Source organism: Mycoplasma anserisalpingitidis (assembly GCF_007859615.1).
In the GTDB taxonomy this organism is placed as follows: domain Bacteria; phylum Bacillota_I; class Bacilli_A; order Mycoplasmatales; family Metamycoplasmataceae; genus Mycoplasmopsis; species Mycoplasmopsis anserisalpingitidis.
Genome location: NZ_CP042295.1, coordinates 135,640 through 152,222, shown reverse-complemented (window position 1 = coordinate 152,222; position 16,583 = coordinate 135,640). Strand labels below are relative to the sequence as shown.

Here is a 16,583-nt window from a genome sequence, read left to right as displayed (position 1 = left end):
ATATATAATTCAAAATAAAGGAGTTATTTATGGCTAAACAATTAAAGAAAATAAACTTTAATAACTTTAGACTTTACAACAGTGGTTTAAAAGTTCTTTCATGATTTAATAATTTTGAAGAAACGACAATTGAATTATATAAACAAATTTGAGATAATGATGCAAATTCAGATGAGTTATTAGATTTTATAAATAGCAGTGATAACGATGAAGAAGAAATTAATGAACTTCATAAAGATTTAAGTTTTGATGATGATGAAACTTTTGAAGCTGATATTAAAATTCAAAACAAAAATTTTGAGAAATATGTTAATCAAGCACTTGAATTTTACCTATTCAAAAACGATATTAAAGATAAAAATGAAGTTGGATATATAAGTTCAAATTTATGTCAAGAAGACAAAATAAAACAAACTATTGAACATATTAATAACCCAAAAATAAAGTTTATTTTTAATCCTGTTTTGGGATATATTATTAATAAAAATAATTATGATTATTTAATTTCAAGTTCAGTTTTTGGATATGATAAAATCACAAAAAAAATTGTTTACATTAAGTATTCAAAAGGAACATCACAAGAATTTTATTTGAAGGGTTTATATGATTATTCTATCTATAAAAAAATCGGTTTAGATGTAAAAGACATTTCAATTATTTGTATTGATGGACTTAAATATAAATATGATAATATTGTAAAAAACATAGTAAATTTTGCTGAAGTCAGAGGCGTTTGACATGGTAAAGATAAACCAAAATTAGATAAGAATGCAAAAGATATACAGAAATTCAACTTAAAAATCAATGGATTTATCTATGAAAAAGCCTCACAATTTGGTTCAAAATTTGACTTACCCTTAATATTTTGGGTTGAGAGAAATTTAATCCCTAATGTTTCATCATTTAAAATTTCAGGAGAATTAGAAACAGGATACTTTGTTAATTTCGAGAAAATAATTTCTGACTCTATAGATATTATCAATGAACCTTTCGGTGCAATTATAGACAATATCATAGAAAATGAAAAATACGTAAATAATTATCAATTAATAATTAATGAAGTAGTAAATCATTTTTTAAATTTAAACATAGATGAATTAAAAAATAAAATAAGTTCTGAAAACTACGAAGATCTAAATTTTTATGAAGAAATGACTAAATTAAAATGATTGAGGGGTGAAGAAATAAACTCTCTTTGTTTAATTTTGATGGGGAAAATACATCACCAAAATGGATTTAACTTATATGGTAAAAGAAATAAATTCAATCTTTATAATGTAAAAACAATTGACGATAATTTTGCTAAACTACCATATTTTACAACTACAGAAGCTCTTAATATTATTAAAAATATTCATATAAAAGATAGTATAACTGTTTGATATGATTATGAGGGTTTTAGTTCAATCATTCCATTAATTAATGGTGTAGGACCAAACTTGCAAATTCCAAATCAAGTTTCAGTTATTAAAACAGTTAATGGAAAAAGAATTTGAAATACTAACATAGTGGTTGACACCAAAAACATAAAATTAATTAATTTGGTAGAACTTATTGAAAATATATACGATAAAAATTCAAATGCCTATGTTGTTTTCAACAAAACATATGAAAATACAAGAAATAAAGAAATTGCAAAATTAGTTGTTCAAACCATACAAAAGGTTGAAAGATATGAATACTTGTGCGATATCGAAGATCCCAAGAGACATGAATTTTATGAAAAATATAATTTAAAAGATGATATAGAATTTGTTGAAGAATTTATTAAAAAGGGTTATGTTGATGACAATAATAATGCAGATTATTTAAAATTTAATAAACTAGTAGATCACATAATTAACAATACTGTTGACTTGGCAGATGTTTTTAAATACAACAGTTTAACCAATGAACTAATTCAAAAAACTGATTATTTTGAATTCATAACTAATGATAAACATATTCAAAAACCTAAAAACTTAAAAAAATATTCATTTGATGATATTAAAGAAAAAATTGTACTTTTAAAGAAAGATATGTCAAAAAATATTGATGTATGTAATGCAAAATTAGCATTTGTTTTCACCAATTATTTGAAAAACAAATACTCTATTAAAAAAATAGAAAATTTTATAACTTCAAATGATTTACAATTGAAAACTCGTATAAAACCATACAAAACTTTAGAAATTCAAAACGGAACAATGGCTATGAATGAAGCTATTAAGAGACATGCTGGTATAACCGGAGAATTTGCTTGACAAGAAATCAGCAAAAGTTTAAAAGAATATTGTGAAAATGATGTTATTGCAATGATAATGGTTTATGAATTAATAATGGAAATTTTTAGAACACTAACGAATAATATTTCTGATTTTGAGTACAAAATAAGACTTGAATCTATAAAAAACGATGGTAAATACATAATAAATGATGATTTCAATGTTGAATTTTTAGACAGATAACTGGTTAATTTAGGACAATAGAATTTAGAATTCTATCCTTGATTATACTTTCAAGTGCAAACATGTTTGTGTTTGTACTTTTTAGTTTAAATTAGTTTAAAATAAAAAAAGAGAAACTAACCAAAACTAAACAATGTTTCTCTTTTAACCCTTAAATTTGAAACCTTGATTATACTTTCAAGTGCAAACATGTTTGTGTTTGTACTTTTTAGTTTAAATTAGTTTAAAATAAAAAAAGAGAAACTAACCAAAACTAAACAATGTTTCTCTTTTAACCCTTAAATTTGAAATGAGGTCATATGAATTATACACAATTAAAACCAGAAGAGAGATTAATTATTCAAATCAACTATGGTTTCAAAACATTAAAAGAAATTGCAGAAATGTTAAGAAGATCTGTAAGTACAATCTCTAGAGAAGTTAAACGAAATTCGAATATCTACGGTGAATATGATGCTGCATATGCTAATAAAAAAACAAAAATTCGAAAATGCTATTCAAGGAATCATAATGCTTTTGCAAACAAAGAATTTAATGATTTCTTTACTGAACACTATGAAAAAAATTATCATGGCGTTGAAGCTACTCTTAAACTTTATCAGGAAAAAACAGGTAAAAAAGGTTATTCTATTAGAACTCTTTACAAATGAATTAAATTAAATATTTGAGTCCTGAAAATGAAAAACCGTTTAAGAAAAGGGTATGTTAAGAATGGTAAAAGAAAGACTGATTATAAGATTAGATTAACGCATGGTAACAAGTTTGTTTTCCCTATACCTATGCGGCCTAAAAGTATAGAAACTAGAGAAAAATGGGGTCATTGAGAAATTGACTTAGTTATTGGAAGAAAGGGAAAAGGGTATCACAACTTACTAACTTTAACAGAGAGAAAAACACGTTTTACCATTATAAAAAAGGTCACTAGCAAATTTTGATTTGAGATAAACAAGGTGCTGAATGAAATAATTAAGGATTATCCATTTCCATTTTTATCAATAACTTCAGATAATGGATTTGAATTTCAAGCCTTAGGATTAGTAGCCTATAAAAATGACTTATTAATTTATAAAGCACAACCATATTGTTCATTTCAAAGAGGTTCAAATGAACATTTTAATGGACTAATTCGTAGAAAATTCAAAAAAGGATTTGATTTTACAGAATTAACTGATGAAGAAGTTCAAGAACTTCAAGATGAAATAAACAATATGCCAAGAAAAATTTTTGGTTTTAAATCTTCTAGAGAAATGGCTGAACAAGAGTTAAATATAGAAATGATTTTACTAGATCTTTTACCTAATCTTGAATAATAAAATGTGGTCTTTGACCACATATATCCCAATTTCAACCACAATACGTTTTACATAATATTTTGTTGATAAACTTTCCACTCAAACGCCGTGGAGAGGCTTTTGATTTTTTCTGTTATTAAACCACACTTCTAATATGGTTCTTTTTCTCTACGCTCAGTCGCCGCTCTGGCTTTTCTTTTTAAAAATTTATAGGGAAACGTCCTAACGGACTGATCCGCTCAAGCGCCGCGGGGCTTCTTTTCTCAAAAAATCTACCAATTTTACTGTAAAATATTGTTAAGAGAAGCGTTTGCACTTCAAGGTTTAAAAAAGGATAGAATTTAGAATTCTATTGTTTTTTAATATACTTAAATTCTTGATTTAGATATCACTTTTATATTCAATTAATATAAAACATTAATTATCATATATTTTTTTGAATAAAAGTGCATATTTTCCGGAAATTACACAAATTAAATTAATTAATAATCTTGTATAATTTCACATATTAATATTACATATTAATAAGGAGTTGACATGAAGAAAAAGAAAAAATTAATTATTGTTACTTCGATTTCTGCAATGATGGGGATAGGTGTTATTGCTGGTGTTTCAACCTGAATAGCCACACATAAACCAGAACAAGTTGATCGTGGTGGAAATATTATAGACAAAGAAAAAGAAGATGAAGATAAAAAATTTGAAATTATAAATCCTTCTGATGACAATATTATTGATTTCGACACTGTTGTAAAAGATAATCCAAATGTTGATTTGCCTGAAGAAAAAATAAAATCCAACAATTTAATTTCTAAAGATACAAAAATTAAATACGTTGCGATTGGTGATTCAATTACAGCCGGTTTTGATGGAACATTGGATAAAGATTATAAAGGAAGTTATGAAAATGGTGTTGTAAACGGATTAAGTTATCCGTCTTATTTATCAAGATTATTCAACCAAATCAATAGACTTGAAAGTTTTAACAATTACTCAGTAACTGCTTCGACTATTAATGAGTGAATAGATTTATTGCAAATAGCAAGCAATTCAAGAAATCTAGTTGACGAATCCAAATTAATAAGTCGCTTTGGTAAGGATTATAAATTATTGGCTAATGAAATAGTTAAACAATTAAAAAACTCTAATTTAATAACCTTATCAATTGGAGCTAATGATTTAATACACACTTTTATTGATGCTATAAAAGAAAGCAACATCACCCAAAGTCTTCAATTAATACTTAATGATAACCCTACTTTCGGTCCATTAATTGAAAATGTAAAGAAAGTATTGGATAATTCGATCAAAGAAGTTTCAAAGAGACTTCAAATTTTTGCTTCACAAATTAAAAGTATTGCACCTCAAGCAAACATTAACTTCATTTCATATCCTACTCCTTTCTTAAAACTAAAATACATGATTGATGACTTTATTAAGAAATTTGCCGGTGATATTGCAAAAGATTTTAGTCTGACAGACTTTTTTACTGATATATTAAATAATACAATCAAATTAACAGCAAGTAAAAACGGTATTAACTACATCGATCCAGTAAATAATGAATTTTGAAATAAAAATTCTCAAAAAATGAGTTCGATTTGGTTTGATATACATCCTAACACAAATGGATATAAAAAAATGGCTGTTGATTTGTTTATAAAACTTACTAACCCAAGTTTAAATATTAAAGATTATGAAAATTTAGGAAATTTTAACTTTTCAAATGAATTCTTAAAAAGTGATTATCAAACTGTTTCTCATCAAATCGAAATCGATGATTACTCTAAAGTTATAAAAGAAATCATTGGTGCTAGTGACTGAGAATTTATAAACAAAAAAGACGATTTTGAACTTCAAATTGATTCGCTGCGTTCTACTGACAATTTTGGTAAAAGAATGTTAAGAGTTAGCGGAAGTTTTAAGAAAATTACTCAAGGTTTGATTTCAACTTTAGTTAAATCAGATTACATTAAAATAATTGATCCTAATGGGTCACTTCAAAACTTCTTAACAGAAAATAACTTCAAAAGATCTGAACAAATCGTTGAGTGATTGCTCAATTCAGGTTATTTATCAGATTTAATTAGTAATTTACAAAATGAAATAACCAAATTAGTTGAAGAAAATCCAAAAGCTTCAATATTTGATGATGGAGTTATTTCTAAAATTCTCATCAACAGTTTAACTGATGAAAAGTCAATTCTTAACTTATTAAAAACTTTAGCTAAAAGCGACTTTATACAACAAAATAAAAATGAAATTAGAAAACTTTCATCAAACTTAAAAAATTCTAAATTAATAGAAATATTATTTTCTAAGCTAAAGGTATTTGTTTCACCCTATATAACTAAGTTGATAGATAATCCTAATTTTACTCAAGAAAAAGTTTCTGAATTAATTGAAAAATCCATTCAACAAAATGACTTAGAAGATGCAATTATTGCATTAATCAATGATTTTTTAGATACATCTGATGAAATTGAAGAAGTAAATTCATTTTACGATTTATTTGTAAAAATTATTTCTAATGGAAAAACTGTTAAAGCACTTAAAAATCCAATAAGCAAAGTAATTCAAATTCTTTTATCTGATAAAGAGGTAATTAGTTTAATATCTAATAAGGTTAAAGAATTTTTAAATGAATATGACATTTTATTAAATGTTGATGAAAAAAGATTTGATTTATTATTACAATCACTTCTAAATAATGAATCAATTAAAGATTTAGCAAATAGTTTGGTTAATGTTTCAGTTGAATCGATAATTAATTTTGTTAGAAACAATCATCAAAATTACAATGAAATTTCAAAATTATTAGTTGATGCTATAAAATCAATATTAAATTCAAGCTCATCATCAAATCTAGATATTACACAATTATTAATCCCTGTTTTTGAAATATTAAATTCAAATGTTCTTGATAATAACATTGATATTATCGAAACAATGTTATACAACTTCCTTGAAAGTAAAAAAATCAATCATAGTGGTTTAATATTTTCAATAATCCCAAGCAATATTAAACAATTAGTAGATGATTTTACAAATATTGAAGAACTTAAAAATAAATTCTCAAACATAATCAATAATGAAAATAATAAAAATATTTTAGTTAAATCAATTATTAACGCCATAAAAGAAAAAACAAAATCTAAAGTGCAAATTAATGATGTAAATGATATTTTATTTTTTGTAGCAAAAGGATTTGCACAAAATGATAGAGACAGCATTTTAGAATTTGTCAAATCAATTAAAGATGAATTGGAAATTGAAAAATCTATTAGGAAAATAATTGAAAAATTCTATGAAATTATAGAATTAGATCACACAACATTAGAAAATAGTAAATTGATTAGTGATGTTACTTTATTAGTTGATAGTTTTATTAAAGATGATAAAAATATTGAAACTTTAATCGACAATTTACTTTATGCTATAAAAAATTCAAATAATTTTGGTTCATTGAAAGATAATACGTCTAATTTATTGATTTCATATATTAAAAACTTATTAAATATTAGTGAATTTAATTTCAATGAAATATTGAAAAAATTACTTAATTCTGAAATTGTCAATGAAAATCAAAATGCTATAAGAGATTTAATCAAAGCAACAGTTAATTACCTACTCGAAGATAATAATCAATATTTAGAAATGTTGTTAACTTCAATCCTTGGTGATGGAAATAATTCAAATAGTCAATTAATATCAACAATTTCAAGCAAGTTGAAAACAAATTCATTTAAGTTAATAATTAATCGTTTTATTAATAATTTACTTTCAGAAAACTGAGTAAACAAACTAAAAAATGAGCCACTTTCAACAATTATTTACAATTCGTTAAAAGATAAAGTTATAATAAATGAAATTAAAAATAATAAAGAAACAATTATTTCATTATTGAAACTGCCAAAAATCAAAACTTCAATTGTAGAATTGATAATCAAACAAACCAAAGAATTAGGTTTACATGAAGAAATTTTCAACTATGATGAATTTGCTTCAAATCTTTTCGAAAACTTAATCAATAGTGTGTTAAGAAAATCCGAAGTTAATGATATCTTAGATCTAATTATAAATACATTTGAAAATAGTTCATCTTTAAATCAGTTTTTAGATGATGTTAAAAATCAATTAAGTCAAAACTCAGTTAATTTACTAAAAACATTCTTACCTTCAATAGTTAAATCACTCAAAGATGTTAACTCTCCTATAAAAACTTCTCAGTTCATTCAAAACATTATTAAATTAATAATCAATCAAGATAATGTAGTCAAATTCTTAGATAGTTTACAAATTCAAACTAAATTTGATTTAACTAAATATGATGAACTTAAACGATTTATAACAAATGAACTAATGGATGAAAAATTCAAAAAACTTATTGGTAAAATCTCACTTGCTTTAGTTGACGGAATTCAGAAAACAAATATATATGCAGACAATATTATTGATGAAATAATAAAACAAACTTTTTCATCAAGTAATATAGATCAAGAATTAATTTCCATTGTTAATGATAAGCTCATAAAAGCAATGAATAATGAAGCTGTTCAAGAATTAATGACTAAATTATTAATGAAAACTATTGAAGAGCTTAATTATGGCTGAATTTTTGAAAATGTCCAAAACCCAGAGTTTGTTGTTACTAAGTTAATAAAATTAATTGTAAAAAGTAATGATAAATTGGGAATTTCACAAAAAATCTTACAATCTCTTTTATCTCAACTTTCATCGAATGGAACTCAATTAAATATTAAAGACATATTATTAACTTTTAGTTCTTTATTTAACATTGAAAGTGAAGATGGAGAAAAAACTATTGTTGAATTCATAAATTCCTTAGCTACCGAACAAGAAATAAGTAAGTTAGCAACAGATTTAAAAACAATAATAATGAATGTGTTTAATAAAATCAAAAACGATCCTAAATTCTTAAACACAATTACAACAAAATTATTTGAATCTGTTGATATGAAATCTATTTTTGCTCAACAAGGTGATTTTGAAGAATTAATTATAGAAATATTCAATAATGAAAACTTTAATTTATTATTAAATCAAATTATTGATTTATTCTTTGGTAATGTTGAAAAATTAGATAAAGCTTCAAACTTTGAAGAATTATTTAAAGTTTTATTTGCAAACTTTAAATTTAATGAATTGGGTCAAAACCTTGATAATTTATTTAATGATTTAATTAATTCAGAGTCATTTTTAAAACTTTTAACAAATATTATTAAAAATCAATTTATTTTAATTGATTCAGGTCTATCTGAAACTCAAATTCAAAAACTATCAACTGATTTAGCTAATGACATTCCACAAATACTAAATATTTTAGGTGTTAAAAACAATTTATTTTCAAGCATGGCTATTGAGTTAGATAACTTGAATAAAGATAATAAACTAGTTAACTTCAAACAAATTCTTGATGTGATAATTAAAAAATTATCTTCAGATTTAAGTTTTGATTTAAAAAACAAATTAAACAAACTATTAAAATTGAATTCAATTCAATCAAACAAAGAAGAATTTATCAGCTTGATCAGTGCTTATTTAACTACTATAAAAGATAAATTCATTAATGAATCATTATATGAAAAATTATTCGAAATTGAATATCAAGAAAATAAAAAGATTAATTTACTTATAGACAAAAATGAAATTTATAGCTTATTAAACTTAATTAAAGTAAATCCAAATTTTGATAAATTAGTTATTAACTTGACTAGAAATATAATCAATAACCCAGATGTTTTAATTTCTAATGATACAAAAGATATTATTAATTCTTTAATTTTTAGCAGTGACTCTCAAAGCAAAAACATTCTTGTTTCATTAATTGAAAATGTTTTAGAACAATTCGATATTTCTGAGTTGCAAAAAACCTTAAATAAATTTATTGAAAGATTGTGTATTGATAATAATTTAACATACTCAACCGAACAAATAAATTTATTTACAACATCATTCATTAACTACTTGAAAAATGATCAATCAAAATTAAATATTAGTAAAATTTCATTTGCAGTAAGTAAATCTATTAAAAATTCAAGTAATATAGATGAGTTTATCAAAAATATTCAAGTTGAATTATTACAAATCATTAATATAAATAACTATGAATTTGTAAAAGAAATTTTAAATAGTGATTTCATTTCACCTTTAAAAGAATTCATATCTGAAAATTTTGATTACTTATACAATAAGATTTTTGATGAAATAAATATCTTTGAGAAAATTAAAAACATCGACCTATCTTCTCAATTAAATATCAAGAATGATAAGATTAATCCTAATTTTGTTTCAATAATCGAAATGCTTGAAAGTGATTCGGATTTTAGAAATGTATTTAAGCAAATTATTAAAGACACAATTATAAATATAGATAAATATAAAGAAGCAAATAGCTATATTGAATTAGTTTCTTTAATTCTTAAAAATCAAGAAAACTTAAGTAAAAATTCAGAACAGATTAAAAATATTATTAACAAATTATTGAATAATACAGAATTAAAAGAATTGGCATCGATAATAATAGAAGACAAATTATTCAATAATGTTGACCTGAACGAAATTTTTGATGGAGTTACTAACACTTCAAGATTTACAAGTAATATTATTGAATTAATCACTTCAGCAAATAATAAATTCAATTTATCTAGCTTAATTTTAAATAATCTAATCAAAGGAATTTCTAACGAAAACTTCTCTATAAATGAATTTTTATCAAGTTTATTTAGTGATTTTAAAAACATATATTTAAGCAATGAAAAAGATATAATAGAATTTATTAAGTACATTTTAAATCAGAAAATTTGAACAGAAGATAAACAAAACATATTACAAATAATTAAAAATATAATCAATTCTAACTTATCTAAAATAATAAACTTTGATTCATTATTAAATATTTTAGTTAATGACACCGAATACCTCGATATACAATCACTCAAAAGTATTATTGAAATTACAACAGGTACAAGAGAATTCAAAAATATTATTAATAAAATAATTCATGGTATCAACACATATAACATAAATCTTGAAAATGTAACAACTTATAATCAATTATTTTCTGAATTATTAAAAAACACTGATTTTAACTCTATAAGATCTGATGTTAAAAATCTTGTAAACAGCTTATTGAAAAATCACGATGTTCAAATTAATATTTCATTAATTATTGAAAAAGTTATATACAAATTTACAAAAATAACCCCAAATAACACCGTCAAAAAACTTTCTGAGGATCTTGCAACTAACTTACACACAATACTTGAATATAATGAATTGTTAAACAAAATTATAGATTCTATATTTGATAAAGTAGAAGAAATTAAGGTTGATAATAGTAATTTTGAACAAATAATTTCTGAAATTCCTAATTCAATAACAAATTCAGTAAAACAAGTTATTTCAGATCCGCTAGACTTTGTTAAATTTATATTCAATAATCCTTTAATTTCAAATAATTATCAAGGACTAAATTACATTATTCAAAATGGTTTAGAAAATATCATCAATATTCCACAAGTTAAAGATTGAATCACTAATTTATCTGATTTAATTGATGAAAAATGAGTTGATAGAGATGAAATCAGGAATTTAATTAGTGAGTTAATCACTAATAATAAATTTATTAATTTAGTTAAAAATTCTGCTACAAATCTTTTAAAATCAAACAAGTGAATTAATAAAAACACAATTGATGAAATTGTTTTTGAAGCATTGAAACAAAGTCAATTATTAAACAACTACCAAGAAATTACTGAAATATTAAACTCAGTACTAAAGAGCAATCCTTTAACGGAAACTTTCAATAAAATTCTTAATAATCTTTTAATTGATAACAACATAATTAATAAAAACGAAAAACTTTCTATCGCTTTAACTAATTCTTTATACGATGTTTTAATTACAAACGATTCTTTCGATTTATTAAACAAGATTTTTGAAATTATTAACAATAATTTAAATTCAAGTCTAACTTTTGAACAATTATTCAATCAAATAAAACCTGAATTATTAAGCTCAATCAAGCAAAACTACTACCAAATTGTTAAAAACATCTTTGATTCCAGAGTTATTTCAAAAAATAAAGATGAGATAAATAGATTTATAAATACATTATTAAATAATTTTGTTCCAAATAATATCGAAAAATGAGTTGATAGAATTGATTTAACAGAATATACAGCAAGATATGAATTTAATGAATCAGAAATCAAAAATGCTTTAGTTGATGTGTTTAATTCAACTCACATTGTTGATATGACTGATGCAATTATTGATGATATTTCAGCAAGAGAAAATATTTACAAAAACACAAATAACATTGAAGAATTTGTGCAAACCTTATTGTGAAATAATCAAACTAGAGAAAAAATTGAGAACTCTTTAAGCTCAATTCTTAAAGAATTTATTAGTAAACCAAATATAAAAAATATAATTAAGAAAATTTTGGTTAAAGAATTAAATGGTCCTACTATAGATTTAATTCTTGAAGGTGTTTCAAACAAGGAAAATCTGGTTTCAAACATAATTGATATTTATAGTGATGTTGATTCAGTTATTAATTTAACTAAAAGTATTGTAAGTTCAATAACTGAAGAGATAAAATCAAACGGCTTTAGCATTTCGATTAGTTCTATAGTTTCAAATATTTTTAGTAAAATCAAGGAAAATAATTTTAATTCTGAAAATGCTAAAGAAATTGGATTCAATCTTATTAAAGTCATTTTAGATTCAAAACTAGTAAATGAAAATAAGGATGATTTAATTAAAATAATTAACAATTTAATTAAATTGCTTTCAAATGAACAAACAATTTCTCAATTAATTGATGGTCTATCAGATTCAGCTAAAAATGAATTATTTAAATATAGTGATAAAGACGATTTAGTTCAAATAATTAAATTTATTTCTACTAACACAAACTTCAATCAAATAATTAATGTAATTACACAAGATCTACTAAATAATGTTGGTGTTTTAAAACAAGCATTAAACTTTGATGATTTTATATCTAAAATATTATCTCTTGTAAATTTTGATAAATTAAGAGATGATATTAAGGGATTAATTAATGATTTACTAACAAATCAAAATATTAGAAAAATATTAAAGAAAATACTTAATCAAACATTGACTAGTTATGGTGCAACAAATGATAATAAATTAGAATTAATGATTAGTGATATTGTAAATGAAATTGATGTTTTAGTAAGTGATTTAGAATTGTTAGAACCAATTATTGATAAAACAATTGATTTAATCAATTCAGCTAAAAATAGTGATAATCCTAACTCATTCTTAGTACAAATCCCAACAGAAATATCAAAAATCATTTCAAATAAAATTAGTGAAAATCCATATCAGTTTGTAAATGGTATTATTGAACATAAATCAATCAAAAATAATTTTGATACATTGACCAGAACAGTTCAAGAAATTTTAATTTTCTTAATAAATGATGGAACAATCGAAAATATTTTGATTAAACAAATCAATTCAATTGATCCTTCGAACGAATTATTTAATTATGCGAATAAAAATGATTTAATTGAGTTAATCAGATTCATATTAAAAGACATTGATTTTCAAAATATTATCAAAAATATTACTCCTAAATTATTAAACAATCGTGAATGACTTAACAATATAAATAGCATCAATGAATTGATAAAATCAATTTTTAAAATTAATGGAATTATTGATGAAAATAAAACAAACATCAATAACTTAGTTGAAAAAATAATAACAAATACGCAAGTAAAATCGATTGCAACAAAATCGTTAATATATATTTCAAAACAAAATGAAATTAATCTAAATATAAGCGGAATTAATCAACTAGTTGGTTCAACTTTAGACTCAATAATTCCTATTCTCAAAGAGTTAAATCTTTATGAAGAATTAATTTCTGATGTATTAAACATTCTTAAGGATCCATTAAATATCACAACTTCAATTAATCAATTAATTAACAAACTTAAAAATAAATTAGTTGAAAATAATTTTGAAATAATTCAAAAATTATTAGCTTCATGAATCTTTAATGATACAAAGAATAAAGCTACGTTAAAAGCTATTGTTAGTGAATTGCTAAATAAATTAGATAATCCTCAAAATATTAAAAACTTTGTTAAAACATTAGGGTTAGAAAAATTACTTGAAAAATTCAATTTAACAAGCGAACAAATTAGTACTTTAAGCGTAAAAATATTAAACAATAATAATACTATTAGTTTACTAAAAGATATTGCATACAACATAATTGAAAATTCAGCTGAATATTCAACAAGCCAAAATTACAATGATTTAATTAAGAAAGTTTTCAATAAAACTTCAATTCAAAATTTATTCAAAACTAATTTTAGTTCAGTAATCAAGGAATTATTAAACGATAATGAAGTAAGAAACATTATTGTTGATCCACTTAATTCATTATTGACAAAATTAGAAAATAACTGATTGCTTAAAAATACTTTAGATTCTAAATCATTATTATCTGAATTATTAACTGTAGTAAATTCAATCAACAATAATTTAAACTTAACTGATAAATTGATTAATGCCCTAATTGATGAATTCAAAATTAATGGTATTGAAATCAACTTTACAAATGTTATAAATTCTATATCAAATAGTCTAACTGGTGAATTTGAAAATAATTTGGATCAAAAAGTAACTGATTTAGTTAAAATTGTTGCACAAACAAATATTTTTAGAAATTCAACAAATTATTATGATTTAAAAATTGTTTTAACTAATATTTTAGAATACTTAAATCAAAACCAAATTATTGCTAATGCCTTTGTAAATTCTTTAAGTTCTTCTACATTAAATGAAATTTATAAATATACTGATGAGTCTTCACTAAAAGCTGCAATCACCATAATTTTTGATAATCAACACCTAAAAAATTCTGTTTTTGCTATTCTAGACTCTGTAAAAACAAAAAATGATAGAATTTCTCAAGCAAACAATTTAACTCAAATTATACAAATTTCATTAGATGATGCTGCAATAAGAAATACTATTAAAGATGAATTAAAACTACTTTTAAGAGATATTTTTACAGATCCAACAATCAAAACAATTCTTAATAACGTTGTAAAACACTTCTTTAATTTCGTTGAAATAAATTCAACAAATATCCCTGAAGCAGATTCATTTATGAGAATGATTGTTGATGATCTATATAATTTATTAAATAGACTTGATTTAATTGATAATTTAGTTGATCCACTCATTGATCAAATTGGTTCATCAAACAACATAATTAGTTTATTTAGTTCAATAACATCACAAATTTTTGACAATCTTAAAATTACTGAATACGCAACTTTTAGCAAATTCTTAAAAGATAATCTAGTAACACAAAATAAGAAAACGATCGTTAAAATAATCAGTCATATTATTAATAAATTAACTTCTGATGAAACTAAGATAAGAAGAATATTAGAAAAATTAGATATCCCATCATTACTTCTTGGAGAAACCTCAACACTTGATAAAAATAAAATTAATAACTTTATTATAAAAGTATTAAAGAATGAAGACCTTAAGAAACTATTGACAATTTTAGTTGAAGAAGTAATCAATAATAATTTAGAATATTCTAAATTAAACAACTGATGAGAATTAATCAACAAACTTCTTAATAGTTCAAAATCGACTGACATCAAGAATTCAATTAAAAAGTGGTTAACCGATACAGTAAATAGTAACGATATTGACTTTGAAAACGGTATGGGTGAATTGCTTGTTGAAATATTGAGAAAGAGTGGATTTAATTTAATTGAAGATGATAAGAAATTATTTGGTAGAGTAATGAAAAATGCTCTTAAAGCAATTGTTAATACTAATGATTTTGACCAAATAATTAATAAGATTTACGATAATATTAAAAACTTAAAACCTAGCGCTTCAAATCCAATTACTTCAGAAAAAATATCTGAAGCAGTTATGAAAGGTGTTCTAAGCATCATTTCAAATGATGACGGGTCCGCAATTCAGGTTATTAAAATTCTTGATAAATCTGAATTAATCGGAAAAATCATAAATCAAATTGGTTCAGCAGATTTTGTTAAATTAATTGATAGAATTTTTGAATCAAGTAGTTTAACTCAAAATACCGGTATTTATTCGATTCTTAAACCTATACTTAGTCCAAATTCAAGTTCATCAAGTTCATCAAGTTCAAGTGTAAAAGTCGAGATTGGTACGTTAAATGTTTTAACAATCCCTGATAAGGCGAAAGGATTTCTTGCACAAATATTTAAACCATTCTATGAAGAATTATTCAAAAAAGCTATAAATAAATCACTTCCAACATTTAAACAAGACACTGTTGAATATAGAAATTTATTCAGAGTTACTGAAATTGTTCTTTGATTCTTATGAAATAACAATCCAAGTGGAGTAACATATTGAAATACTAACTTACTTAGAGCTACTACACTAGAGGGGATTGTTAACTTAGCTCATCAAAAAGCAATGTGAGATGATTTATATATTCCAATTTATAAAAAACCAATCGACGTCTTACGTGATGAAACGGCTTACAGAAAAATAGGATTTATCAACGGTGGGTTTAATATGGAATTTGTTTTTGGTAGTCGTTCAAACTGAACGAACAACAATAATTATGATCCAGATCAACTTCTCGCTTACATTTATTATATAAAAAATGGAAATGACAGACATAATTCTAATAAAACCAAAGAACAAGTACTTTGAGAAGCTTTAGAAAGAGGATATTTAGGCCCTAAAAAATAGAGATCTCATTATGAGATCTTTTTTTGTGAAAAATTGACCATAAAAATAAGAA

3 protein-coding genes are annotated in these 16,583 nt (G+C 23.3%); all 3 read left to right on the top strand.

Annotation, left to right across the window (positions count from 1 at the left end):
* The first annotated feature begins 29 nt into the window (after positions 1–29).
* A complete protein-coding gene (locus tag FRW55_RS00670; protein WP_146368305.1) occupies positions 30–2,447 on the top strand; it encodes a UU173 family protein in 2,418 nt (805 codons plus the stop codon).
* Positions 2,448–2,746: 299 nt separating this feature from the next.
* Positions 2,747–3,757, top strand: coding sequence for an IS30 family transposase (locus FRW55_RS00665; protein WP_146368304.1), 1,011 nt, complete (start codon positions 2,747–2,749; stop codon positions 3,755–3,757).
* A 519-nt stretch (positions 3,758–4,276) separates the two neighbouring features.
* Positions 4,277–16,531: a GDSL-type esterase/lipase family protein gene (locus FRW55_RS00660; protein ID WP_146368303.1), complete on the top strand. Its 12,255-nt coding sequence runs from the start codon at positions 4,277–4,279 to the stop codon at positions 16,529–16,531.
* Positions 16,532–16,583 lie beyond the last annotated feature (52 nt).